The organism is Brenneria salicis ATCC 15712 = DSM 30166, from assembly GCF_003315515.1.
GTDB lineage: Bacteria > Pseudomonadota > Gammaproteobacteria > Enterobacterales > Enterobacteriaceae > Brenneria > Brenneria salicis.
On sequence record NZ_QNRY01000013.1, the window covers coordinates 1 to 25,186 of the forward strand.

Sequence of the window (25,186 nt, forward strand, 5' to 3'; positions counted from 1 at the left end):
TTTTATGGATGGTTTTCTGCATCCGACGTCGTTCGGTACGGGGTATTGGTGCTATGATCGGCATCGCTCAGTCCGGTTGGTGATTTGTGATTTTTAGCGATTGATCAGATCGCTCAACTCGGACTGAGTTCCCTCAAAGTGATCTACTATTTGGAACAGCTATTTAGTGGCGGTATGCCGGGGAGGATGTATGTCTGTAATTCGCACGTGTTTGAGTCTTTTTGGCGGTGATACAGTAATTGTACGGTGTTCGAATGTATTTGAACTTCAAATGGTTAGTGGCGACCAGGGGGAACACGGCCAGAATCAAACCGCCATGCCGGATATGATAAGCGTCAGTGCGGAAAATGAGATTTATTTGACGGTTCCGTATACCGGGGATTGGGATTTAATTATCAAGGCAAAAAACGATACGCCGGAACATTCGATAAGCTATTTTCCTGCTTGATGATATTGTGGTTAGCATATTATTTGTTATGTGAATGAATATGCTGACCTTGAATGTTTAGTTGTCAATAAATACGAGATTGCGCTTTTCCCTTCTATTTCGTAATCGCATCGGTACGAACAAACCCCTGGCTATCTGCATAAAAGATATAGGATTAAGTATTTTTTCCAGCGATGGCGACCGCATTAATCGATCCAAAATACCTGTCGGCGCAAATGAACGGCAGGCGATTTTATCCTGTATAAAAGTATTTCGGATTTGAAATCAAATCACTTCATCTGGTGACGTCGTCCTGCGTCTGTTGAGCTCAGTGCTTTCTGCTGAGCAACACTATCAAAAGATCTTGATGTTTTAACCGCAACTATTGTCTGTGTTAAGGGGTGGTAGACTTAGGATCTTTTGCCATAATTATTCTCAGCCATAGGGATTTACTGCTCTGAAAATGAGAATGTTGCTCATTTTTCTGCTTGTCGGCGTTAGTTGACGGTTCGTATTGAAATTATTACATGCGGTGACTAATTAGATTTCTAATTCTTTTAATCTGAATACGATTGATATGCAGGGGGAACCTATGAGCCCGGCCCCAATAGGCAAAGATGAAACTGCCCGTCTTGCTGCTCTTCAAGAGTATGGCATCAACAATTATTTATTTGATACCGATCTTGACAATTTGATTAATCTGGCGGCAAATGTTTTTAATATGCCTGTCGTTTGGGTTTCCCTACTGGAATCAGAACGACAGCTATTTGTTGCCAGCCTTGGCATGCCTTTTTATGACACGCCAAGAGAACTCTCTTTTTGTCCCTATGCGATTTTGAAAAAGAGAATTATGGTGGTGCCTGACGCCCTTGAAGATCCCCGCTTTAAACATAACCCGTTCGTGACAGGCACGCCTCATATCCGTTTTTATGCAGCTATCCCGTTAAGGACGCTGACAGGTCATGCGATTGGTACGCTTTGTATTGTTGACGTCAAACCGCATCTTAAGCTCAGCGCCAGAGATAGACATAACTTGCAGGATTTGGCCGCATTGGTTATGGATAAGCTGGAAATGCGGCGCCTTGATCTGGCGCGCAAGGCCAGTAAGGTTCGGTTTGAAAATATTGCCAACACCTCGCCGGACATTATTATTTGCGTAGAGGGTCACGGCGCTATTACCTTCTGGAATCCGGCTGCGCAAAAATTGCTTGGCTACACGGTCGATGAAATCATCGGTTCGCATATTCATAACCTTGTCGCCGAAGAGGATATCTCGCAGTTGGATCAACTGATTGCCGATCGGCAGGCGCTGACCAAAGGTATCATGTTGGAATTGAATGTCCGGGCGAAAAGTGGTGCCTCGATGCTGGTCGAAGTGTCGGTTTCCATGTGGAAAGAGGATTCCACCGTCAGTTATGGCGTGATCATGCGCGATATTACTGAGCGCCGACGTAATGAAGAGCGCCTGTTCCTGCTGGCGCATATGGATCCGCTCACCGGGTTGGCAAACCGCTCACTGTTGTCTTCCAATCTGGAGCAGGCGCTGAAGAACAATGCCACCGCCTGTGTGATGATGATCGATCTCGATGGTTTCAAGGATGTGAACGATAGTCTGGGTCATGCCTACGGCGACCATATCCTGGTTAGTGTCGCGAAGACGCTTCTGGCCATTGTTCGGCCTGGCGATGTGATTGCTCGTATGGGCGGCGATGAATTTGCCCTGTTGTTTCCGGGGCTGAATGACCAACTGGCGATAGCCGATTTTGCGAAAAAAATTATTCATGACATTTCGCAAGCCATTTTTGTTGATGATCACCAAATCAATATCAGCGCCAGTATCGGGATTGTACTGGCGCCGAAACATGGCACCACGGTACAGGAATTGTTGACAAGCGTCGATCTGGCGCTTTATCAGGCCAAAACGGAAGGCAAGAACTGCCATCGGCTGTTTACCCAGGAACTGCGTGAAATTTTTCAGGCAAGGTATGCTTTTCAACAGGAACTCGTGCGCGCCTACGCGCAACATGAGTTTGAGTTGTTTTATCAGCCGCAGGTGAATCTGTTGAACAATGAGATCGTCGGTGCGGAAGCGCTATTGCGATGGCGTCACCCCACAAGAGGCTTATTAGCGCCGGGTGAGTTTCTTGCCGCATTGGAGTATGGCGCCTGGGCCGGGCGGGTAGGGGATTGGGTGGTCAAAACCGCCTGCGAACAAGCCGCTCGGTGGTACAATGCAGGCGCCACTCATTTTCGCATCAGCATTAATCTGTTTAGCGTACAGTTTCGTTCCGATATTTTGGTGCAGAAGATCACCGATGTGCTGGCGGAAACCGGATTACCACCCAGTTCGCTGGAATTGGAAATAACGGAAAACATCATTCTACGCTTCGATGAAAGTGTGTTGAAGCCCCTGAATACGCTGCGAAATGCGGGGATCGGGATCGCGTTTGATGATTACGGCACGGGTTATGCCTCATTGAGCATGTTGAAAAACTACCCGGTGACCAGGCTTAAGATTGATCAGACGTTTGTGCGCAACATGTGCGAGTCATCGACTGACGAGGCGATTGTCCGCGCGCTCCTCTACCTGGGAAAAAGCTTCGGACTGGGGGTAATTGCTGAAGGAGTCGAAACGCAGGAACAATGTGAACTACTGAGGAACCAGGGCTGTGAGGAGGTGCAAGGATATCTCTTCGGCTGTCCGATGCTCGCCGACGAGTTTACCCGATTGCTGAAACTTGATATTCCGCCCTCCATAAAGCAATAGTCCAATGTACATTTGATCATAGAACATCTGAGCATATCGATTTGCGGATCGATTCTGCCTGATGAGTAAGGAAGCGGTCAGAACGCAAACAGTTTTTTATCAGGCTGATGCGGCTGCTGTTTCGTGACCTTTTCCTTGTCAACAACGCCAGAGGTACTCTGTGCTGCCGTTTGTGAACAATTGCTGGCATTCCCTTCCGCCGTACTAAAAAGTGGAATGTAGATCACATATTTTCTATAGTGAATCCTTGTTGCTCTGGTTTTCGGAATTCGCTGTGCACGGAATATTTGAGATGTTGCTCGCGGTATTTGATCGCGCAGCCCTGATGCTGATTTGTCTTTTTTTGCTTACGCGCACGCGGCAATTTCGGCAACTGTTGCAAAAAGAACAGTACTCGCCCCGAGAGCGTGTCACCGTCACGGCTATTTTTTCGTTATTCGCGCTGTTTGGCACTTATTCCGGCATCAATGTTGAAGGTTCGCTGGTCAATGTGCGCATTATTGCGGTGATGTCCGGCGGTATTCTATTTGGGCCGTGGGTGGGGATAGCTACCGGGGTGATCGCTGGCGTCCATCGATATCTGATTGATATTGATGGCATTACATCCGTCCCTTGTCTAATCACCAGCATTATTGCCGGTGCGACCGCCGGTTATATTAATAAGAAAGTAAAAAAAAGCAGCAATGGAGCATGGGGATTCTGGGCGGCATGCTGTGCGAATCGCTTACCATGTTGCTGGTGGTTGCCTAGGCCACGCCGATTGAACTAGGGCTGGATATTGTTTCCAAAATCGCGGTGCCGATGATTTTGGGTTCCGTCTGTATCGGGTTGATCGTGCTGCTGGTGCACAGTGTCGCCAATGAAAAAGAAGTGATAGCCGCGCGACAGGCAAAGCTCGCGCTGGATATCGCCCGGAAAACCTTGCCTTATTTCCGCAATATCAATAATGACTCCTTAGCATCCATCTGCAATATTATCCGCACGGAAATCAATGCCGATGCAGAAGCGATCACTAATACCCAACATATTCTGGCGTATGTGGGGGTCGGTGAGGAAAAATATCAGATTGAACATGATATCACCAGTTCGATGACGCAGCAGGCGATGAAAGATGGCAAAATTATTATCAAAAATAATGATGAACAGCATCTGACGCCGCAAATCCATTCGATGATTATTATTCCGCTCTGGGAACATGGACAGGTAACGGGAACGCTGAAAATCTATTATTGTCATGCGCACAAAATTACCTATTCATTGCGAGTGATGGCTGTGGGATTATCGCAAATTATGTCAACGCAGATTGAAGTTTCCCGAACGGAACAACCGCGTGATATGGCGAATAAAGCGGAACTACGCGCTTTGCAAAGTAAAATCAACCCGCATTTTCTCTTTAATGCGCTGAATGCTATTTCTTCATCCATTCGAATAAATCCCGATACCGCGCGCCAATTGGTGATCAATTTATCCCGCTATTTGCGTTATAACCTGGAACTGAATGATGACTCGCTGATTGATATTAAAAAAGAGCTCTATCAGATCCGTGACTATATCGCGATTGAGCAGGCCAGGTTTGGTTCAAAACTGACGGTTATCTACGATATTGATGACGATCTGACCTACAAGATCCCCAGTCTGTTAATTCAGCCGTTGGTTGAAAATGCCATTGTGCATGGTATTCAGCCTTTTCGCGGTAAGGGGACGGTGGTGCTTTTAGTGAAAGATCTGGGCGAACGATTGCTGGTGGCGGTGAAAGATACCGGACATGGCATCAGCCAGGAGACGATGGACCGGGTAGCGAGGAATGAAATGCCGGGCAATAAAATTGGCTTGCTGAATGTGCACCATCGGGTTCGTTTGCTTTACGGCGAGGGACTGCATATTCGTCGTCTCGAACCGGGAACAGAAATCTATTTTTATATTCCACGCGTCGATATATCGCAGACGGCGATGCCTGAAATGAGAAGCGGCGAACAAGCATTGGATTCGACAGCCAGTTTATCAGGAGGTGAACGATGAAAGCCATTATTGTCGAGGATGAGTTTTTGGCTCAACAAGAATTGAGTTATCTCATCAAACAGCACAGTAATATCGACATTAACGCCATCTTTGACGACGGATTGGATGTGCTGAAATATCTACAGCACAACAAGGTGGATGCGATTTTTCTGGATATTAATATTCCGTCGCTGGATGGTGTCTGGCTGGCGCAGAATATCAGCAAATATGTTCATAAGCCTTATATCATCTTTATAACGGCGTATAAGGAACATGCGGTTGAAGCGTTTGAAGTGGAAGCTTTTGACTATATCCTTAAGCCTTATCATGAGTCTCGTATTGTGACTATGCTGCAAAAACTGGAAACGGCATGGCGGCAGCGGCAGTTACCCGCGGCCATCGAACCGGAAGATAGCATCAGCGCTCATCGGAGTGCTCAACAGACGATTAATCTGATGAAAGATGAACGTATTATCGTCACGGACATCAATAATATCTATTACGCCGCGGCGCAGGAAAAAGTCACGCTGGTTTATACCCGGCGGGAAACGTTCATCATGTCGATGAATATCACCGAGTTCTGTAACCGCTTACCTGAAACGTTTTTTTCCGTTGTCACCGTTCTTATTGCGTTAATCTGACTAAAATTTGTGAGATTGTACCCTGGTTTAACAATACTTATATTCTGCGCCTGAACGATTTGGATTTTGAAGTGCCGGTCAGCCGCAGCAAGGTAAAAGAATTCAGGTCATTGATGCGTCTTTAACGGCATTTCATTCCGCATTTCCGGCATCTCATTCCCGTTTCGAACAAACACTGTCAGCCCGCTTGTATACTGGCCTCAGCCCATAAGCTGACGGTGTTCCCGGTGACATTTTCTCCCTCGCCTCAGCTTATATTTTTCGTATTCCGAGATCATCGGACTCAATATTGATGTAGGGGAAAACCCATGAATGAGAAACCTGTAAACCGAGGTTTGATTGTCGTCGGCACGATCATTGCCCAGATGGGACTGGGGACCATTTATACCTGGAGCCTGTTTAATCAACCGCTGGTGGATAAATTTGGCTGGTCGCTGGGTTCGGTGGCGACCACATTTTCCATCACCAGTTTCTGTCTGGCGCTGGCGACGCTTTTTGCCGGGAAATTTCAGGAACGGATCGGGATTCGCCGCCTGACACTGATCGCCGGGATCGTGCTGGGGTTAGGGCTGATGGCCAGCGCCGCCAGTTCTTCCCTGATGATGATCTATATTCTGATGTGCTTCGTCGTCGGCTTTGCCGATGGCACGGCCTACATCACCACGCTGTCCAACCTGATCAAATGGTTCCCGGAGCGGAAAGGGTTAATCGCCGGTATCTCGGTGGGGGCATTTGGTACGGGCAGCCTGCTCTTCAAGTACATTAATAGCTTCCTGATTGCCGAAGTCGGCGTGTCGGCAGCCTTCCTCTACTGGGGTATTATCGTGATGGCGATGATTATCATCGGTAGCTTGCTGCTGAAAGAACCTGCGGCGGCGCCGGTTAACAAGGCTGCCGATCAGAGACAAGCGCATGATTTCTCGCTGAGCGAGATGCTGGCAACCAAAGAATCCTATCTGCTGTTTATTATTTTCTTCACCGCCTGTATGAGCGGGTTGTACCTGATTGGTATTGTGAAAGATATCGGCGTGCAGATGGCGGGGATGAATATGGAAACCGCGGCTAATGCCGTATCCGCCATTGCGATATTCAACACCGTGGGCCGTATCGTGTTAGGCTCGCTTTCCGATAATGTCGGACGTTTGCGGGTGATCACATTTACCTTGTTTACGACCATCCTTGCCGTATCGGTGATGACCTTTATGCCGCTCAATCCGGTGACGTTCTTCATCTGCGTGAGCGCTATCGCTTTCTGTTTTGGCGGCAATATCACGGTTCTCCCGGCCATCGTCGGCGACTTCTTCGGTCTGAAAAATCACAGCAAAAATTATGGCGTGATCTATCAGGGTTTCGGCATCGGCGCACTGTCCGGTTCGTTTATCGCGGCGCAACTGGGCGGTTTTCAGGCCACGTTTATGGCGATTATCATTATGTCGGCGATTTCTTTACTGATAACACTGTGGATTAAACCGCCGAAATACTATCCGTCTGCAACTTCACTTAACACCATGATGGCGCATGCGCGGTAATCTTCAGCAATAGTGCAATAAGGCGTCAATTAACGGCGGGCTATCCCGCCGTTTTCGCGTTTTCTCCCGCGGTGCGAAACGACGTCCTGTGGATAATGTAAAGTTATGTGGATTTAGTAACTTAAAAGTTAAGAATGCTTGAAAATGCCACCACAACCCATACGATGTAAGTGTTGCAAACTTTAATTTTTCTGCGAGAGGAAATCAGACTTCTATGATGCGTATTGCGCTTTTCCTGATCACCAACCTGGCGGTGATGTTGGTTTTCGGGCTGGTACTCAGCCTGACGGGAATTCAGTCCAGCAGTGTCCAGGGCTTGATGATTATGGCCGGACTGTTCGGCTTCGGCGGTGCGTTTGTTTCACTGCTGATGTCTAAATGGATGGCATTACGATCGGTTGGTGGTGAAGTGATCGAACAGCCACGCAATGAAACAGAGCGCTGGCTGCTGGAAACTGTCCGTTCGCAATCACAGCAAGCCGGGATCGCAATGCCTCAGGTAGCGATTTACCATGCGCCCGATATCAACGCTTTCGCCACCGGCGCGCGTCGTGATGCGTCCCTGGTTGCGGTCAGCACGGGCTTGCTGCAAAACATGAGCCGTGATGAAGCGGAAGCCGTTATCGCGCATGAAATCAGCCACATCTCCAATGGTGATATGGTCACCATGACGCTGATTCAAGGTATCGTGAATACTTTTGTTATCTTTATCTCACGCTTGATCGCGCAGGTGGCGTCAGGCTTTCTGTCCGGCAACCGTGATGAAGGCGAGAGCGGCAGCGGCAACCCGTTGGTTTATTTTGCGGTGGCGACCGTGTTGGAACTGGTGTTTGGTATTCTGGCCAGCATCATAACCATGTGGTTCTCTCGCTATCGTGAGTTCCACGCGGATGCCGGTTCCGCGAAGTTGGTAGGGCGTGAAAAGATGATTGCCGCGCTGCAACGTCTGAAAACCAGCTACGAACCGCAGGAAGCCAGCAGCATGATGGCGTTCTGTATCAACGGTAAATCCAAATCATTCAGTGAGTTATTTGTGTCGCACCCGCCGCTGGACAAGCGTATTGAAGCGCTGCGCTCAGGGGCTTACCTGAAATAAGGTTTCTCTCTGATAATCGCTATTACCTGCCAAAGGCCCGAATTTCGGGCCTTTTTCTTTATGAAATCCCGCTATCCGCCGTGATCACCGTTCATCAAAACGGAAAGAATGTTTTATAAAACAAAACCACGATCACGGAAAAATGAAACATTGTTTCTATAATGTCGATATAACAGATAATTCGCGTGAGGGAGTATGACCAGCAGCACGGATTTTCCTGATGCTACGCTCATGCGAGGTCAAATTGTTCATGATAAGCGCTAAGGATTTACGGATGGCTAAAGGTAACAAGTTTCCCCTGACGTTTCATTTCTACCAGGATTCAACGACGGGCACCGACGTTGTGCGTTTAACCCCGCCAGATGTCATTTGCCATCGCAATTACTTTTATCAAAAATGTTTCAGCAATGATGGCAGTAAGCTGCTGTTTGGCGGCGCATTTGCTGGGCCGTGGAACTACTATCTGCTGGATCTGAACACGCGGGAAGCCCAGCAATTGACCGAAGGGAAGGGAGATAATACCTTCGGCGGTTTTCTGTCGCCGAATGATGATGCGCTGTATTATGTGAAGGATGGACGTAACCTGATGCGCGTCGATCTGGAAACGCTGGAAGAGAAAACCCTTTATCAGGTTCCTGATGATTGGGTGGGCTACGGAACCTGGGTCGCGAACTCTGATTGCACCAAGATGGTGGGTATTGAAATCAGGAAAGAAGACTGGAAACCATTAACAGATTGGAAAAAATTTCAGGCATTCTACTTAACCAATCCGTGCTGCCGTCTGATTCGTGTTGATTTGACGACGGGCGAGGCGCGCACCATCCTCCAGGAAAATCAATGGCTTGGGCATCCGATCTACCGTCCGGGAGATGATAATACCGTTGCTTTCTGTCATGAAGGGCCACACGATCTGGTTGACGCCCGTATGTGGTTCATCAATGAAGACGGCAGCAACATGCGTAAAGTGAAAGAGCATGCGCAAGGCGAGAGTTGTACCCACGAATTCTGGGTGCCGGATGGTTCAGCGATGATCTACGTTTCTTATCATAAGGGAAATCCAAACCGTTATATTTGCAGCATTGACCCGGTCACCTTGCAAGATCGTCAACTGACGGCGATGCCCGCCTGTTCTCATCTGATGAGCAACTATGATGGGACATTACTGGTGGGCGACGGCTCAGATGCGCCGGTCGATGTACAGGATGACGGCGGCTACAAGATTGAAAACGATCCTTTCCTGTATGTATTTAATATGCGGACCGGGAAGCAGCATCGTGTGGCGCAGCACAATACGTCCTGGAAAGTGCTGCAAGGCGACCGTCAGGTAACGCATCCGCATCCTTCTTTCACCCCGGACAATAAGCAAATTCTGTTTACCTCAGATGTGGATGGCAAACCCGCCCTATATCTGGCGACGATCCCTGAGTCAGTCTGGCAGTAATAATACTTAATAAACCGCGTCGTCACATTTATGGCGCGGTTTATTATCTATAAATTCATTAACCTATTAATTAAGAAAGTTCTGGCTCTGATATTTGTCAAAGTAACTTGATTATCGTCGTTGCTCCATTGCCATAATCAAAGTATTCCCTTTATACTAAAACCATTGTTCTATTTTTTTTAAAACAACAAAGACTGAGTAGGGTAACGACAGAGATGGCTATAGCAGATTTAGATAAACAACCCGATTCCGTGTCGTCCGTTTTAAAGGTTTTTGGTATTTTGCAGGCATTAGGTGAAGAGCGGGAGATTGGCATTACCGAACTTTCTCAGCGTGTAATGATGTCTAAAAGTACCGTGTACCGGTTTTTACAGACGATGAAATCCCTGGGGTATGTCGCGCAGGAAGGCGAATCAGAGAAATATTCATTGACGCTGAAGTTGTTTGAGCTCGGCGCAAAGGCATTACAGAATGTCGATTTGATCCGTAGTGCGGATATACAGATGCGCGAGCTTTCGGCGCTGACGCGGGAAACCATCCACCTTGGCGCGCTGGACGAAGACAGTATCGTTTATATCCACAAGATCGATTCAATGTATAACTTGCGCATGTACTCGCGCATTGGGCGCCGTAATCCCTTATACAGTACGGCTATCGGTAAAGTGCTGCTTGCCTGGCGCGACAAAGACGAGGTGAATGAAATTCTTTCCGCTGTCGAATTTACCCGTAGTACGCCGCATACCCTGAGTTCTGCTGATGCGCTGTTAACGCAGTTGGATCTGGTGCGCGAGCAAGGATACGGTGAAGATAATGAAGAGCAGGAAGAAGGATTGCGTTGCATCGCGGTGCCTGTTTTTGATCGCTTCGGCGTCGTTATCGCCGGCCTGAGCATTTCATTCCCGACGATCCGTTTTTCTGAAGAAAACAAACACGGATACGTTCAGATGTTGCATACCGCAGCCAGAAACATTTCTGAGCAGATGGGATATCACGATTATCCGTTCTGATTAGGATCGCCGTCAATCAGCCTGTCCTTGCGACAGGCTTTTTTATGCAATGCGATGACACAAAGGAGATATCGAACTTGCCGGATGCCCGGTGTTAAGATGAGTGCCGCCAATAACGGTTCGCTGCTTGTCCTGTTTGGTGGTTCGTTTTGAGTGGCGTTATTTTGAGTCGTGTTGTTTGAACAACATGTTGTTTGAATAGCATATTGTTTGAATAGCGAAGTTTTGGATAACGCGGTTTTGAGTGGAGTGGGTGTGTGAACATATTAGAAATGGTTTTTATCGCGCTGCTGGCGGTGTTGGCGCTGCTGGTTTGGTTTTTCATTAACCGGGCGAGCGTGCGGGCCAATGAGCAGATCAGGCTATTGCATAAAATTGTTGAGCAACAGCGTCAGCAACTGGATTTGTTAAAAATGCGGTTTCTGCAAGAGGCACGCCGCGCAACGGCAGAAAAGGCAGAAGATGATGCGCTGGATCTTCAGGAAAGTGACGATGTCACGTTGGCATTTAAAAACGTCATCCCTGAACGTTGATTGCAGCCACGCTCCCGCGTTCGGCTAAAGTTTTTTTCAAATCAGAGCGCCAGTGCGCAAATCCACATGAATAACGCATGTTTAGTCGGTTTATCTATTGGCGTTCCTGGCGGCAAGTGCTCGTTTATCCCTGGCTAGTTTGGTGATATTATCCTGACTGCCTGTTTAGGCCGAATGTGCTCACATAAAAGAAGCTGTGGGCCAACTTGTCGGTCAATCTGACATTGTGGGTCTGATTTAACCGTCAATCATTTGAAATTAAAGAAAATTGTTTTTGTATGTGATCTTTCGTGCGGGTCACCACTGCAAATAAGGGAATTATAATGCCTGTTATTACCCTTCCTGATGGAAGTCAGCGTCACTACGATCACGCTGTTTCTCCCCTTGATGTTGCCCTTGATATCGGTCCCGGTCTGGCGAAAGCCTGCATCGCGGGTCGTGTTAATGGTGAATTGATCGATGCCGGCGACAAAATCGAAACCGACGCGCAGTTGGCGATTATTACCGCCAAAGATGAGGCGGGTCTGGAGATTATTCGTCACTCCTGCGCTCACTTACTGGGCCATGCCATTAAGCAATTATGGCCGGATACCAGGATGGCGATTGGTCCGGTTATCGATAACGGTTTTTACTACGACGTTGATATTGATCGCACCCTGACCCAGGAAGATATCGATCTGCTTGAAAAACGGATGCATGAACTTGCCGGCACTGACTATGACGTCATTAAAAAGAAAGTCAGTTGGCAGGAAGCGCGTGATACGTTTGCCGCTCGCGGCGAGATCTATAAAGTCGCTATTCTGGACGAAAACATCAGCCGTGATGATCGTCCTGGACTGTACCACCATCAGGAATATATCGATATGTGCCGTGGTCCGCACGTACCGAACATGCGTTTCTGCCACCATTTCAAATTGCAGAAAACCTCCGGCGCATACTGGCGCGGCGACAGTAAAAACAAAATGCTGCAACGCATTTACGGCACAGCCTGGGCTGATAAAAAACAGCTTGCTTCTTATCTGCAACGTCTTGAGGAAGCGGCCAAACGTGATCACCGCAAGATTGGTAAACAGCTTGATCTTTACCATATGCAGGAAGAAGCGCCAGGGATGGTGTTCTGGCACAACGATGGCTGGACCATCTTCCGTGAACTGGAAGCATTTGTTCGCATGAAGCTGAAAGCGTATCAGTATCAGGAAGTGAAAGGCCCGTTCATGATGGACCGCGTACTGTGGGAAAAAACCGGACACTGGGAAAACTACAAAGAAGCGATGTTCACCACGTCATCTGAAAACCGTGAATACAGCATTAAGCCGATGAACTGTCCGGGGCACGTACAGATTTTCAATCAGGGATTGAAATCTTATCGCGATCTGCCGCTACGTATGGCCGAGTTCGGTAGCTGCCATCGTAATGAACCGTCTGGTTCCCTGCATGGATTAATGCGCGTGCGCGGATTTACTCAGGATGATGCGCATATCTTCTGTACAGAAGAGCAGGTCCGTGATGAAGTCAATAGTTGCATCAAAATGGTGTATGATGTGTACAGCACCTTCGGTTTTGAAAAAATCGCGGTGAAACTGTCTACCCGTCCTGAAAAACGTATCGGCAGCGATGAAATGTGGGATCGCGCCGAGGAAGATTTGGCCGCCGCCCTGACTGAAAATGCTATTCCATTTGAATATCAGCCAGGTGAAGGGGCGTTCTACGGACCAAAAATTGAATTTACCTTACATGATTGTTTGGATCGTGCCTGGCAGTGTGGTACGGTGCAACTCGACTTTTCTTTACCCGGTCGCCTGAATGCCTCCTATGTGGGGGAAAGTAATGAACGTCAGGTGCCGGTAATGATTCACCGCGCCATTCTGGGATCAATGGAGCGTTTCATCGGCATTCTTACCGAGGAATTCGCAGGGTTCTTCCCAACCTGGTTGGCGCCGGTACAAGCGGTGATTATGAATATCACCGATAGCCAGTCTGATTATGTCAATGAATTGACCAGAAAACTGCAAGAAGCAGGCATTCGCGTAAAAGCAGACTTGAGAAATGAGAAGATAGGCTTTAAAATCCGCGAGCACACTTTACGGCGTGTTCCCTATATGTTGGTCTGTGGCGATAAAGAAGTGGAAGCAGGAAAAGTTGCTGTCCGTACTCGTCGTGGTAAAGACCTGGGGAGCCTTGATGTCAGCGATGTAATTAGCAAGCTGCAACAAGAGATTCGCAGCCGTAGTCTTCATCAATTGGAGGAATAAGGTATTAAAGGCGGAAAACGAGTTCAACCGGCGCGTCCTAATCGCATCAACAGAGAAATTCGCGCACACGAGGTACGCTTAACTGGCGTCGAAGGCGAACAGCTTGGTATTGTCAGTCTGAATGAAGCATTAGAAAAAGCCGAGGAAGCAGGTGTTGATTTAGTTGAAATCAGTCCGAACGCCGAGCCGCCGGTTTGCCGAATCATGGATTACGGCAAGTTCCTCTATGAGAAGAGTAAGGCTACAAAGGAACAGAAGAAGAAGCAAAAAGTTATTCAGGTCAAGGAAATCAAATTCCGGCCTGGTACCGATGATGGCGACTATCAGGTCAAACTACGCAACCTGATTCGCTTTCTGGAAGACGGCGATAAAGCCAAAATCACGCTGCGTTTTCGCGGACGTGAAATGGCGCACCAACAGATCGGTATCGAAATGCTTAATCGCGTTCGTGACGATCTGAGTGAACTGGCGGTGGTTGAATCCTTCCCATCGAAGATTGAAGGCCGCCAGATGATCATGGTGCTCGCACCTAAGAAGAAACAGTAAGGCATTCAAGTAACTGAACCCGCGCTGCGCATGCGCCGTGCGGGTTTTGTTCGCCTTATCTGATTCGTTGTAATTAACAATGCGAAGTGGAAATTAACATGCCAAAGATCAAAACAGTACGTGGCGCCGCTAAACGCTTCAAAAAAACCGCCAAAGGTGGTTTCAAGCGTAAGCATGCTAACCTGCGTCATATTCTGACCAAAAAAGCGACTAAACGTAAACGTCATCTGCGTCCGAAAGGTATGGTCTCCAAAGGGGATCTGGGCCTGGTCGTTGCATGTCTGCCTTACGCATAAGTAACCTTTTTGAATTTAGAATAAGACTTTAGGAGTGAGCATATGGCTCGCGTAAAACGTGGTGTGGTTGCTCGCGCACGTCACAAAAAAATACTGAAACAAGCGAAAGGTTACTATGGTGCCCGTTCGCGCGTTTATCGTGTCGCTTTTCAAGCAGTTATCAAAGCTGGTCAATACGCTTACCGCGACCGTCGTCAACGTAAACGTCAATTCCGCCAGTTGTGGATTGCACGTATCAACGCAGCAGCCCGTCAAAATGGCTTGTCTTACAGCAAATTCATCAATGGCCTGAAAAAAGCCTCTATTGAAATTGACCGTAAGATCCTGGCTGATATCGCCGTATTCGACAAAGTCGCGTTCAGCGCACTGGTTGAAAAAGCGAAGTCTGCTCTGGCATAAGTCAGTTAAAAGAGGGAGCCTGGCTCCCTCTTTTAGTCTGTGGGGTTGATGTTGGTAAGATCATGGGTTGTAGTTGACATTTGTGCGACTCATTTTTCAATAAATCGATTTCCTGTTTTATAAAATGACAAGGTAACGCAAGTATGCATACTGCTATTTTCCGCTTCTTTTTTTACTTTAGCGCCTGAACTCAGGGGGCTTTGCGCGTAAGAAAAGAAACGAAAAGTAGCGCTCAAGCCTCCCAGTGGGAGGCTTTTTTTTTAGAAATATTATGCTGATTTTTCAATGCTTTTTCTTCAGATAGCAAGAAACGGAGAAGGTCATTGATACCATAATTTTAATCATGACGGTTGGTCATACAGGCACAAGAAGAGGAATACGATGCCACATCTCGCAGAACTGGTTGCCAAAGCCAGAACAGCTATAGAAGAGGCCGGGGACATTACCGCATTGGAAAACGTGCGTGTTGAATATCTTGGCAAAAAAGGTCACTTAACCCTTCAGATGACCTCGCTGCGCGATCTGCCGGCTGAAGAGCGTCCAGCCGCGGGTGCGGTCATTAATCAGGCCAAGCAGAACGTGCAGGAAGCGCTGAATACGCGCAAGCAGATGCTGGAGTCGGTAGAGTTGAACGCCAGACTCGCGCAAGAAACCATAGATGTCTCGTTGCCCGGTCGTACCATTGAAAACGGCGGTTTGCATCCGGTCACCCGCACCATCGATCGTATTGAAACATTTTTTGGCGAGTTAGGTTTCTCCGTCGCAACGGGGCCGGAAATTGAAGATGATTACCATAACTTTGATGCCCTGAACATTCCGGGCCACCATCCGGCTCGTGCCGACCACGATACTTTCTGGTTCGATGCTAAGCGTTTGCTGCGCACACAAACCTCCGGCGTGCAAATTCGCACCATGGAAAACCAGCAGCCGCCAATCCGCATTATTGCGCCTGGTCGCGTATATCGTAATGATTACGACCAGACACACACACCCATGTTCCATCAGATGGAAGGGCTGATTGTAGATAAAAACATCCGTTTCACCAACCTGAAGGGAACGCTGCATGATTTCCTGCGTAACTTCTTTGAGGAAGATTTACAGGTTCGTTTCCGTCCTTCCTATTTCCCGTTTACCGAACCGTCCGCCGAAGTCGATGTGATGGGCAAGAACGGCAAGTGGCTGGAAGTACTGGGTTGCGGTATGGTGCATCCGAATGTGCTGCGTAATGTCGGTATCGATCCTGAAGTCTATTCCGGCTTTGCTTTTGGCATGGGCATGGAGCGGTTGACCATGTTGCGTTACGGTGTCACGGATTTGCGCGCATTCTTCGAAAACGATCTGCGTTTCCTCAAACAGTTTAAGTAAGGCGGGAATATCATCATGAAATTCAGTGAACTCTGGTTGCGCGAGTGGGTAAACCCGGCAGTTGACAGCGATACATTATCTGAACAAATCACCATGGCCGGCCTTGAGGTTGATGGTATTGAACCGGTGGCCGGCGCGTTCCACGGCGTGGTGGTGGGAGAGGTGGTTGAGTGCGCGCCACATCCGAACGCCGATAAACTGCGGGTAACAAAAGTGAATGTGGGCGGCGATCGCCTGCTGGATATCGTTTGCGGCGCGCCGAACTGTCGTCAAGGGCTGAAAGTGGCGGTGGCGACAGTGGGCGCGGTGTTACCGGGCGATTTCAAAATCAAAGCAGCCAAGCTGCGTGGCGAGCCGTCTGAAGGCATGTTGTGCTCATTCTCCGAACTGGGTATTTCTGACGATCATAACGGCATTATAGAACTGCCGCTCGATGCGCCAATGGGTACGGATATTCGACAATATCTGCAACTGGACGACAACACCATTGAAATCAGCGTTACGCCAAATCGTGCGGATTGTCTTGGCATCATTGGCGTGGCGCGCGATGTGGCGGTGCTGAACCAATTACCGCTGAGCGAACCTGAAATTGAGCCCGTCGCGGCCACCATTCAGGACGCGTTCCCGATTCAGGTCGAAGCCCCGCAAGCTTGCCCGCGTTATCTGGGACGTGTGGTCAAAGGCATCGACATCAACGCCGCCACGCCCTTGTGGATGCGTGAAAAACTGCGGCGTTGCGGCATTTGTTCTATCGATCCGGTGGTTGATGTCACCAACTATGTCCTGCTGGAGCTAGGTCAGCCGATGCACGCGTTCGATCTCGATCGTCTGGAAGGCGGGATAGTGGTGCGTCAGGCCCATGATGGCGAAACGCTGACGCTGCTGGACGGCAATGAAGCGAAGCTGAATGCGGATACGCTGGTGATCGCCGATAAACAGAAGGCGCTGGCGCTGGGCGGTATTTTTGGCGGGGAGCATTCCGGCGTGAATCAGGACACGCAGAATGTTCTGCTGGAATGCGCTTATTTTAATCCGTTGTCCATTACCGGACGCGCGCGCCGCTATGGTTTGCATACCGATGCCTCACATCGTTACGAGCGTGGTGTTGATCCGGCGATACAACATAAGGCGATGGAACGCGCCACGCGTCTGCTGATCGACATTTGCGGCGGTGAAGCTGGGCCGGTCATGGATGTGACCAGCGCGGCGGATTTACCCACGCGGGCGACGATTACGTTGCGTCGTGAAAAACTGGATCGCCTGATTGGTCACGTCATTGCCGATGAACAGGTGACCGATATATTGCAGCGTCTTGGCAGCAAAGTGACCAAAACAGCTACCGGCTGGCAGGCAGTTGCACCAAGCTGGCGTTTCGATATGGAAATCGAAGAAGATCTGGTTGAAGAAGTCGCCCGTATTTACGGCTACAACAACATTCCCAACATCGCGACGCTCGCGCCGTTGACCATGACGTCACACCGCGAAGCGACGCTGTCTCTCAAACGCGTCAAGACGTTATTGGTCGATCATGGCTATCAGGAAGCAATTACTTACAGTTTTGTTGATCCGAAAATTCAGGCGCTGATCCATCCCGGTGAACAGGCGTTGAACCTGCCTAGTCCGATTTCAGCGGAAATGTCAGCCATGCGTCTGTCCTTGTGGAGCGGGTTGCTGGGTGCGGTGGTGTACAACCAGAACCGCCAGCAGAGCCGCTTGCGTCTGTTTGAAAGCGGCTTACGTTTTGTGCCTGACAGTAGCGCCGACCTGGGTATTCGTCAGGATTTCATGCTGGCTGGCGTGATTACCGGCACCCGTTACGAAGAGCATTGGGATCTGGCGCGTCAGGCTGTTGACTTCTATGATTTAAAAGGTGATTTGGAAGCTGTTCTGGCGCTGACCGGAAAACTGTCCGACATCGAATTCAAAGCGGAAAGCAATCCGGCATTGCATCCAGGGCAAAGTGCTGCTATTTATCTCTGCGGGGAACGCATTGGATTTATTGGGGTTATTCACCCGGAGCTTGAGCGTAAACTGGATCTGAACGGGCGCACCGTGGTGTTCGAATTACTGTGGGATAAGGTCGCAGACCGCGTGCTGCCTGATGCGAGCGATATTTCCCGCTTCCCTACAAACCGTCGTGACATCGCTGTGGTAGTGGCCGAAAGCGTGTCTGCTGGCGATATTTTAGCCGAGTGTAAGAAAGTTGGCGCAAATCAGTTAGTTGGCGTAAACTTATTTGACGTGTACCGAGGTAAGGGTGTAGCGGATGGTTATAAGAGTCTGGCTATCAGTCTGATCTTGCAAGATACCTCTCGTACACTGGCAGAAGAGGAAATTGCCGCTACCGTTGCAGAATGCGTAGCAGCATTAAAACAGCGATTCCAAGCATCCTTGAGGGATTGAACCTATGGCGCTTACTAAAGCTGAAATGTCAGAATACCTGTTTGAGAAGCTTGGGCTGAGCAAACGGGATGCCAAAGAGCTAGTCGAGCTGTTTTTTGAAGAAGTTCGTCGCGCTTTGGAAAATGGCGAGCAGGTTAAATTGTCCGGTTTTGGCAATTTTGATTTGCGAGACAAGAACCAACGTCCGGGACGTAACCCAAAAACTGGCGAAGATATTCCGATTACGGCGCGCCGTGTGGTCACGTTCCGTCCGGGGCAAAAGCTAAAAAGCAGGGTAGAGAACGCGTCTCCCAAAGAGTAAACGTGATAAACCCAAAAGGCCGCGCAAGCGGCCTTTTTTACGCGTTTGATCTGTCCTAAATAGCGTTGATGCATTATGTGATTGGCGTCATGTTCAGTACGGAATCAACGTAAACGCGAGGCACGAACCTCCTCGCGAAGGGGATCAAGCTTGTCTGAACTGTGCCTGATGCAAACTGGCGTAAATCCCTCGGTGCGCGATTAAAGCCTGATGGCTGCCTTGCTCAATGATCCCGCCGTTATCGACCACCACAATGCGTTCAGCATTCTGAATGGTTGCCAGCCGATGGGCGATAACCAGCGTGGTTCGTCCCGCCGAAAGTTCACTGAGCGATTGTTGAATCGCCTGCTCGGTAGCGCTATCCAGGGCGGAGGTGGCTTCATCCAGAATCAGAATCGGTGGATTTTTCAGGAAAATCCGCGCAATGGATAAACGCTGTTTCTGTCCGCCAGACAATTTAACGCCGCGTTCGCCAACGATGGTATCCAGTCCGTCAGGCAGATTCTCAATCAGTTCGTCCAGTCTGGCGCGTCGCGCCGCCTGCATAATTTCGTCATCGCCGGCGCCCAGTTTGCCATAGGCAATATTTTCACGAATGGTGCCGCCAAACAGAAACACATCCTGCTGAACAATACCGATCTGGCTGCGTAGCGATGTCTGCGTCATGTCGCGGATATCAATACCATCGATAGTGATGCTGCCGCTAGTGAGATCATAAAAACGAGGCAGCAGCGAACAAAGCGTGGTTTTTCCCGCGCCGGAAGGCCCGACAAAGGCGATCGTTTCGCCCGCACGAATCGACAGGTCAACATTATGGATGATTGGGCGGTCTGGCGAATAGCCAAAACCAACCTGATTGAACCGGATATCGCCTTTGAGCGTACCGACATCACGTGCATGGGGCGCGTCTGCAATTTCCGGCACGGTATCGATCAGTTGTGTAAAGCGTTTGAAACCGGCTATTCCTTTCGGGTAGCTCTCCAGCACCGAGGTAATTTTAGCGACCGGACGGAAGAACACATCGATCAGCAACAGGAAGCCAACAAAACCGCCGTAGGTAAGTTCGCCTTTAATGACATACCAGATGCCCGCCAGCATGACGATCAATTGAATCAGGCGAGTGCTCAGGTAGCTGAGCGTCAAACTGGCGGTCATGATGCGGTAGGCCTGAAGTTTGGTTCGGCGATAATTTTCATTGTCATGGGAAAACAGTTTTTTCTCATGCGCTTCGTTGGCGAACGCCTTGACTACCCGAATGCCGCCAACACTTTCTTCAATACGCGCGTTGAAATTGCCGACCTGACCGAACAACTGACGCCAGGTGTCGGTCATGCGGGCACCATAGCGACTGACCAGAAACGTCATAAACGGGACGATAACGACAGTCAGCATAGCCAGAGGCAGATGTACGGTGGCCATCAGAATAAACGCGCCGATGAAGGTCATAATGGCGATAAAGAGATCTTCCGGGCCGTGATGGGCGATTTCTCCCACTTCTTCCAAATCCTTGGTGACGTGGGTAATGATATGCCCGGTTTTCATATTGTCGTAATAGCGAAAAGGCAACTTTTGCAGGTGTTCAAACGCCTGACGACGCATATCGGTTTCGATGCCGACGCCCAGCGCATGGCCCCAATAGTTCACAATGGCCATCAGTCCGGTATTCAGTAAATACACGGCCAATAGCGCCACTGACGCCAGCAGAATCAATGACCAGTCCTGTTCCGGCAGCAGCGTATCAATGAACGCTTTAATTGCCATCGGAAAACCCAGTTCAAGCAACCCGGCGATAATGGCGCAGCCAAAATCCAGTACAAATAACCCCTTGTAAGGAGCGTAATAAGAGAAGAAGCGCCGTAACATGACGTTATTTTTTCGTTAAATTAATGGGGGGATCACTATAACAGGTTATCGCGCTGAGCGGCATTCTGGCCTTCTATTCCCAACATGTATTGCACTGGAGCATGATCTTCAAGTTTGCGGTGTTGTGCTTATATGTCGTTAAAACGGGCAAGGCGGATGCCGTGACCAGCATCCGCCAGAGGGAATCAAAACCAGTTTAGCGCCAGAAATCGTCGAAAACCGTTACCGGTGGCCGACGTTTATGTTCAGTTTTGCGATACCAGTTCTCAATAATCGCGGCATCTTTGGCATCGATTTTTTTACCTTCAAGGTAGTCGTCAATTTTTTCATAAGTGACGCCCAGCGCCACTTCATCCGGCAGTGAAGGCCGATCTTCCTCCAGATCTGCCGTCGGCGCCTTGGTGTAAAGGTGAGAAGGGCAGCCCAGTTCCCGCAGGAGCGCTTTCCCTTGACGTTTGTTCAACCGGAAGATGGGGTTGATATCTGTTCCACCATCGCCATATTTAGTGAAGAAACCCGTCACGGCTTCAGCAGCATGGTCGGTTCCCACCACCAGTCCGGCATGCATGCCGGCGATGCTGTATTGCGCTTTCATTCGTTCACGGGCTTTTTCATTACCTTTGACGAAATCGGACAGTTCAATACCGATCGCCCTCAGCGTAGCTTCACTGGCTTCCACCGCCGGTTTGATATTAACAGTCAGCACGCGGTCAGGCTGTATGAACGCGATGGCGTCCTGACAGTCGGCTTCATCGGCCTGTACGCCATAAGGCAGGCGCACGGCAATAAACTGATAACTTTCATCGCCTGTTTCACTGCGCATTTCGGTAATGGCCGTTTGGCAAAGTTTACCTGTTAACGTCGAATCCTGACCTCCGCTCAGCCCCAATACCAGCGATTTCACAAATGGGTGGGCGCTCAGATAATTCTTTAAAAAATCAACGCTAACGCGGATTTCTTTCATCGGGTCGATGGTGCTTTTGACTCCCAGTGCAGCGATGATGTCTGACTGTAATGACATAATCTCCCCCTCCTGAACTTATTGATCCTGCGAAATAATTATTTCAATCATCAGAGTGTAAAACGAATTGGCGTGAAGAAAAAGGACAAGCGTTTTGTCAATGGTTTAATCTATGGCTGATACCTTTCTTTTATCGATGAAGTGGTTACTTCATCAGCCTGCCATTTGAAAAAGTGCCAGTTGCCATCTAGTCTTATCCAGGACCCATTAATCAATGAGGTAATGAAATGAAAAATAATCGTATAATGTTGTGTATTGTGGCGGCAGGAGCTGTCTTTCTTTCTGGGTGTTCGGCCTACAATAAAGCAGAGAGTTATGTAAATGAACCGGTAGTGAAAGATGTTAAGGTGGGAATGACGAAGCAGCAGGTTCATCAGATTGCCGGTTCGGGTGGTATGGAGCGAAGAATGGTGAATGCCACCGGCACCTGTAGCGATTACGTGTTGAAGAATCGTGACGGTACGGCCCAGAGCTATTTTGTCAGTTATGACGAGAACGGGTATGTCCGCAACAAGGGCTTCCAAAGTTGTCAGGCATACGACACCAACCCGCAACGGTAAAGTGGTGTCCCGCATCATCTGATGCAACGTTATTTACAATCCAATGCCGGAAAATTACTTTTCCGGCATTATTTTTTGCTTAATCGCGGGTTAGCGTTTTATCCGCATTTACCGGTGCGTCAGTTTCGCATCTTCCTGCGAATCAAATACCGTTTTATCCGTTTGTTTGAGCAACTGACTGGTCACGGTGCCGGCGGTCATCGAACCGCTGACATTCAGCGTGGTGCGTCCCATATCAATCAAGGGTTCGATGGAAATCAGCAGGGCAACCAGCGTAATCGGTAATCCCATCGCCGGCAACACAATCAGGGCGGCAAACGTTGCGCCGCCGCCAACGCCGGCTACGCCGGCGGAACTGATGGTAACAATCCCGACCAACGTGGCGATCCAGACCGGATCGAGCGGATTGATTCCTACCGTCGGCGCAACCATTCTGACCGATAGTGGTGCCGAATGAGGCGGCAAAGCTGGCGATGGAATCAGGAACACCAATCCGGCGGGTTTGCGCTTCGATGCTTAAGGGAATAGTGGCGGCGCTGGAGCGGCTGGTGAAGGCGAACGTCAGCACCGGCCAGACTTTACGGAAGAACCGAGACGGATTGATTCCGGTGAAGGTCAGGAGCAGAGCATGTACGCCAAACATGATCGCCAGCCCCAGATAGGACGCCACCACAAAGCTGCCCAGTTTGAGAATATCTTGCAGATTGGAACTGGCGACCATTTTGGTCATTAGCGCCATCACCCCGTAAGGCGTTAACTTCATCACCAGACGAACCAGCTTCATTACCCAGGATTGCAGCGCATCAATTGCAACCAGCACGCGTTCGCCTTTCTCTTTGTCATCCTTCAGCAATTGCAACGCCGCGACACCGAGGAACGCCGCAAAAATAACCACGCTGATAATGGATGTGGGATTGGCTCCGGTTAATTCGAAGAATGGGTTTTTGGGAATGAAGGAGAGGATCAGTTGCGGTACGTTAAGATCGGTAACTTTGCCCGCATAATTATTTTCAATGGCGCTCAGCCGGGCGCTTTCCTGCGCGCCTTGTACCAACCCGGCGGCAGTCAGGCCAAACAGGTTGGTGACGAAAACGCCGACCAGTGCCGCAATCAGGGTGGTGAGCAGCAGCGTGGAGAGCGTCAGCACGCTTATCTTGCCCAATGACGAGGCATTATGCAGTTTTGCCACCGAGTTGAGGATAGAAACGAAAACCAGCGGCATGACAATCATTTGCAGAAGTTGGACGTATCCATTGCCCACAATATTGAACCAGGCGATAGACTGGCCGATAATCCCGGTATTTTCACCATAGATAAAGTGCAATATCAGACCAAATGCGACCCCCGCCACCAGCCCCAGCAATACTTTTTTAGCCAGACTCCAGGACGGGTTTCTTGCGGCGTAACCCAATAAGATCATCAGGCTGACAAATGCCAATATATTGAATAGCAGCGGAAAATTCATCTCCACTTCTCCTTGTTTGTATAAACGTTATCTTTTTCAGTCGTAATAAACCGTAACAGGATAACAGGTCTGCTATAAGTTTGTTATTGGGGCGTCGCCGATAAGCGGAACAAAAAAATGGGACAGTCATTACATCGGAGAAAAAATGACCGTCCCGAACCGCAAAAGATAAATTAATAAATAATATTCATACGTGGAGAGGGTAAATCAGACACAGTGCTTTAATAACACGACAACACAGACAGTAAATACTAAAAAAAACCAACTAATTTATAACTTACTTCACTGAAGTGAGAGGCCTTAATAAAGAGGTGTTTAACGTTTAATAAACATGTCAGCAAGCATGTATTAAAGATAGCATCCCTTATTACTGCTAATGGTAAGAGTTATTTAAATAATTCTAAGGCTATCATAAGTTATATTGTACACCGACACGGAAACGTGTTTGGCGATGGTCGGATGTACCACTTTCTTCTACATTGCCAATGGCAGTATAGGGCTTCCAGTTTTTATCGATACTGTATGATAATTTCACATTATGTACAAAATTATAGCTTTCGTTGTCATAAAGAACACGTCCTGCTTGATTGGCTTTCTTGTATTCCAGTTCATAGTTCACCTGGAATTTCTTCAGGAATTTATAGCTGACGACACCAGTAAGAGTATATCCGGTTTCCTTGGTGTTCGGGTTTGTAGTACCCACTCTGCTATTGTAACGTTGATAATAAGGACGGTAGCGAAGCGATACCGATAAGTCATCTGTAATTCCGGCGCGGCCCCGGAGATAAGGGCGATAATTGTTGGAGTTAGATGATGAATCTAAAGAAAATCCCGGTTCAATAGAGAATGTTTTGTCGATTTTATAGACATAGCTGGCAACCACTTCTGTGCCGTTACTTACCGTCTCATGGTAGGGTTTATTCGGCGTCGAGTCATTGGTTGCCTGGCGCCATTTAGCTTCAGCAGACAGACCAAAACCATTGGCAAATCGGTGTGAAATTAATAAACGGTCGCGATGATCATTTTTCGGCGTATCTTTCATTTCATGACGATAATCAATTGTGACGGCCAATGCATTGACACTGATTAATGAAGTAATAGCCAGAGTTAATAATTTAATTTTCATTGTTATATTTCCTGTGGATAGGATAGTGCTTAATTTGAAAGACGTATTGTTGCTTTTGAAACACGCTCTATTTTATTTGTTTTTAAATGTTGTTTTGTGATCTTGATCTTCTTGGAGGATAAAAAATGAAATGCAGTTTCAAATTGTGAT

The 25,186-nt window shown here is 48.6% G+C and carries 19 protein-coding genes, 3 pseudogenes and 1 other annotated feature; of the genes and pseudogenes, 18 read left to right on the forward strand and 4 right to left on the reverse strand.

Features of this window, described 5'->3' with window-relative positions:
• The first annotated feature begins 190 nt into the window (after positions 1–190).
• The 17 genes and pseudogenes from DES54_RS07665 to ihfA all read left to right on the forward strand — a co-directional run bounded on the left by DES54_RS07665 (position 191) and on the right by ihfA (position 19,001).
• On the forward strand, positions 191–448 hold the full coding sequence (locus DES54_RS07665; protein ID WP_113866123.1) for a hypothetical protein: 258 nt from the start codon (positions 191–193) through the stop codon (positions 446–448).
• A gap of 571 nt (positions 449–1,019) precedes the next feature.
• Positions 1,020–3,194, forward strand: a complete 2,175-nt coding sequence (locus DES54_RS07670; RefSeq protein ID WP_113866124.1) for a sensor domain-containing phosphodiesterase — start codon at positions 1,020–1,022, stop codon at positions 3,192–3,194.
• 274 nt (positions 3,195–3,468) lie between these two features.
• Positions 3,469–5,213 (forward strand): annotated as a pseudogene (locus DES54_RS07675) (LytS/YhcK type 5TM receptor domain-containing protein).
• Positions 5,210–5,958, forward strand: a pseudogene (locus tag DES54_RS07680) (LytR/AlgR family response regulator transcription factor). Before DES54_RS07675 ends, DES54_RS07680 begins: the two co-directional pseudogenes overlap by 4 nt.
• Positions 5,959–6,141: 183 nt before the next feature.
• Positions 6,142–7,362: an L-lactate MFS transporter gene (locus DES54_RS07685; RefSeq protein WP_113866126.1), complete on the forward strand. Its 1,221-nt coding sequence runs from the start codon at positions 6,142–6,144 to the stop codon at positions 7,360–7,362.
• A 214-nt stretch (positions 7,363–7,576) separates the two neighbouring features.
• Positions 7,577–8,458, forward strand: coding sequence for a protease HtpX (gene htpX / locus DES54_RS07690; RefSeq protein WP_113866128.1), 882 nt, complete (start codon positions 7,577–7,579; stop codon positions 8,456–8,458).
• Positions 8,459–8,732: 274 nt separating this feature from the next.
• Positions 8,733–9,899: an oligogalacturonate lyase gene (gene ogl, locus DES54_RS07695; RefSeq protein ID WP_113866130.1), complete on the forward strand. Its 1,167-nt coding sequence runs from the start codon at positions 8,733–8,735 to the stop codon at positions 9,897–9,899.
• 215 nt (positions 9,900–10,114) lie between these two features.
• Positions 10,115–10,906: a DNA-binding transcriptional regulator KdgR gene (gene kdgR / locus DES54_RS07700; RefSeq protein WP_113866132.1), complete on the forward strand. Its 792-nt coding sequence runs from the start codon at positions 10,115–10,117 to the stop codon at positions 10,904–10,906.
• A 272-nt stretch (positions 10,907–11,178) separates the two neighbouring features.
• Positions 11,179–11,439, forward strand: a complete 261-nt coding sequence (locus DES54_RS07705; protein WP_169050504.1) for a YebO family protein — start codon at positions 11,179–11,181, stop codon at positions 11,437–11,439.
• Between the two features lie 323 nt (positions 11,440–11,762).
• Positions 11,763–13,691: a threonine--tRNA ligase gene (thrS, locus tag DES54_RS07710; protein ID WP_113866142.1), complete on the forward strand. Its 1,929-nt coding sequence runs from the start codon at positions 11,763–11,765 to the stop codon at positions 13,689–13,691.
• A 3-nt stretch (positions 13,692–13,694) separates the two neighbouring features.
• A complete protein-coding gene (gene infC / locus DES54_RS07715) occupies positions 13,695–14,237 on the forward strand; it encodes a translation initiation factor IF-3 (RefSeq protein ID WP_113866144.1) in 543 nt (180 codons plus the stop codon).
• 98 nt (positions 14,238–14,335) lie between these two features.
• On the forward strand, positions 14,336–14,533 hold the full coding sequence (gene rpmI / locus DES54_RS07720) for a 50S ribosomal protein L35 (protein WP_109054964.1): 198 nt from the start codon (positions 14,336–14,338) through the stop codon (positions 14,531–14,533).
• A 42-nt stretch (positions 14,534–14,575) separates the two neighbouring features.
• The gene (gene rplT, locus DES54_RS07725) at positions 14,576–14,932 is read left to right on the forward strand and encodes a 50S ribosomal protein L20 (protein ID WP_113866146.1); all 357 of its coding nucleotides are present in this window, start codon (positions 14,576–14,578) and stop codon (positions 14,930–14,932) included.
• 137 nt (positions 14,933–15,069) lie between these two features.
• Positions 15,070–15,194, forward strand: a sequence feature (Phe leader region).
• Entirely contained in the window at positions 15,076–15,120 is a 45-nt protein-coding gene (pheM, locus tag DES54_RS18480) for a pheST operon leader peptide PheM (RefSeq protein WP_121514181.1), read from the forward strand. It overlaps the preceding feature by 45 nt.
• Before the next feature lie 119 nt (positions 15,195–15,313).
• Positions 15,314–16,297, forward strand: coding sequence for a phenylalanine--tRNA ligase subunit alpha (pheS, locus tag DES54_RS07730; protein ID WP_113866147.1), 984 nt, complete (start codon positions 15,314–15,316; stop codon positions 16,295–16,297).
• A 15-nt stretch (positions 16,298–16,312) separates the two neighbouring features.
• Positions 16,313–18,700 carry a phenylalanine--tRNA ligase subunit beta gene (pheT, locus tag DES54_RS07735; protein WP_113866149.1) on the forward strand — a complete coding sequence of 796 codons (2,388 nt, stop codon included), beginning with the start codon at positions 16,313–16,315 and terminating at the stop codon, positions 18,698–18,700.
• A gap of 4 nt (positions 18,701–18,704) precedes the next feature.
• A complete protein-coding gene (gene ihfA / locus DES54_RS07740) occupies positions 18,705–19,001 on the forward strand; it encodes an integration host factor subunit alpha (protein ID WP_009112984.1) in 297 nt (98 codons plus the stop codon).
• A 144-nt stretch (positions 19,002–19,145) separates the two neighbouring features.
• Here ihfA and DES54_RS07745 read toward each other — a convergent pair whose 3' ends face one another.
• Positions 19,146–20,864: an ABC transporter ATP-binding protein gene (locus tag DES54_RS07745; protein WP_113866151.1), complete on the reverse strand. Its 1,719-nt coding sequence runs from the start codon at positions 20,862–20,864 to the stop codon at positions 19,146–19,148.
• 196 nt (positions 20,865–21,060) lie between these two features.
• Positions 21,061–21,885, reverse strand: a complete 825-nt coding sequence (gene nadE / locus DES54_RS07750) for an NAD(+) synthase (protein WP_113866153.1) — start codon at positions 21,883–21,885, stop codon at positions 21,061–21,063.
• Positions 21,886–22,112: 227 nt separating this feature from the next.
• Here nadE and osmE point away from each other — a divergent pair, with 227 nt between their 5' ends.
• Complete coding sequence (osmE, locus tag DES54_RS07755; protein WP_113866155.1) at positions 22,113–22,445, forward strand: osmotically-inducible lipoprotein OsmE; 333 nt, start codon at positions 22,113–22,115, stop codon at positions 22,443–22,445.
• 108 nt (positions 22,446–22,553) lie between these two features.
• On the opposite strand, the pseudogene DES54_RS07760 reads toward osmE, so the two are convergent.
• A pseudogene (locus DES54_RS07760) lies at positions 22,554–23,910 on the reverse strand (L-cystine transporter).
• Positions 23,911–24,319: 409 nt separating this feature from the next.
• A complete protein-coding gene (locus DES54_RS07765) occupies positions 24,320–25,036 on the reverse strand; it encodes an oligogalacturonate-specific porin KdgM family protein (RefSeq protein WP_113866157.1) in 717 nt (238 codons plus the stop codon).
• Positions 25,037–25,186: the final 150 nt, after the last annotated feature.

What these genes read in the sequence shown, in the direction of transcription:
- ogl (WP_113866130.1), top strand. Translation starts at nt 8,733, where the DNA reads ATGGCTAAAGGTAACAAGTTTCCCCTGACGTTTCATTTCTACCAGGAT.
- htpX (WP_113866128.1), top strand. Translation starts at nt 7,577, where the DNA reads ATGATGCGTATTGCGCTTTTCCTGATCACCAACCTGGCGGTGATGTTG.
- kdgR (WP_113866132.1), top strand. Translation starts at nt 10,115, where the DNA reads ATGGCTATAGCAGATTTAGATAAACAACCCGATTCCGTGTCGTCCGTT.
- nadE (WP_113866153.1), bottom strand. Translation starts at nt 21,885, where the DNA reads ATGTCATTACAGTCAGACATCATCGCTGCACTGGGAGTCAAAAGCACC.
- DES54_RS07670 (WP_113866124.1), top strand. Translation starts at nt 1,020, where the DNA reads ATGAGCCCGGCCCCAATAGGCAAAGATGAAACTGCCCGTCTTGCTGCT.
- pheS (WP_113866147.1), top strand. Translation starts at nt 15,314, where the DNA reads ATGCCACATCTCGCAGAACTGGTTGCCAAAGCCAGAACAGCTATAGAA.
- DES54_RS07745 (WP_113866151.1), bottom strand. Translation starts at nt 20,864, where the DNA reads ATGTTACGGCGCTTCTTCTCTTATTACGCTCCTTACAAGGGGTTATTT.
- osmE (WP_113866155.1), top strand. Translation starts at nt 22,113, where the DNA reads ATGAAAAATAATCGTATAATGTTGTGTATTGTGGCGGCAGGAGCTGTC.
- DES54_RS07665 (WP_113866123.1), top strand. Translation starts at nt 191, where the DNA reads ATGTCTGTAATTCGCACGTGTTTGAGTCTTTTTGGCGGTGATACAGTA.
- DES54_RS07705 (WP_169050504.1), top strand. Translation starts at nt 11,179, where the DNA reads ATGGTTTTTATCGCGCTGCTGGCGGTGTTGGCGCTGCTGGTTTGGTTT.
- pheT (WP_113866149.1), top strand. Translation starts at nt 16,313, where the DNA reads ATGAAATTCAGTGAACTCTGGTTGCGCGAGTGGGTAAACCCGGCAGTT.
- DES54_RS07765 (WP_113866157.1), bottom strand. Translation starts at nt 25,036, where the DNA reads ATGAAAATTAAATTATTAACTCTGGCTATTACTTCATTAATCAGTGTC.
- DES54_RS07685 (WP_113866126.1), top strand. Translation starts at nt 6,142, where the DNA reads ATGAATGAGAAACCTGTAAACCGAGGTTTGATTGTCGTCGGCACGATC.
- thrS (WP_113866142.1), top strand. Translation starts at nt 11,763, where the DNA reads ATGCCTGTTATTACCCTTCCTGATGGAAGTCAGCGTCACTACGATCAC.
- rplT (WP_113866146.1), top strand. Translation starts at nt 14,576, where the DNA reads ATGGCTCGCGTAAAACGTGGTGTGGTTGCTCGCGCACGTCACAAAAAA.
- rpmI (WP_109054964.1), top strand. Translation starts at nt 14,336, where the DNA reads ATGCCAAAGATCAAAACAGTACGTGGCGCCGCTAAACGCTTCAAAAAA.
- ihfA (WP_009112984.1), top strand. Translation starts at nt 18,705, where the DNA reads ATGGCGCTTACTAAAGCTGAAATGTCAGAATACCTGTTTGAGAAGCTT.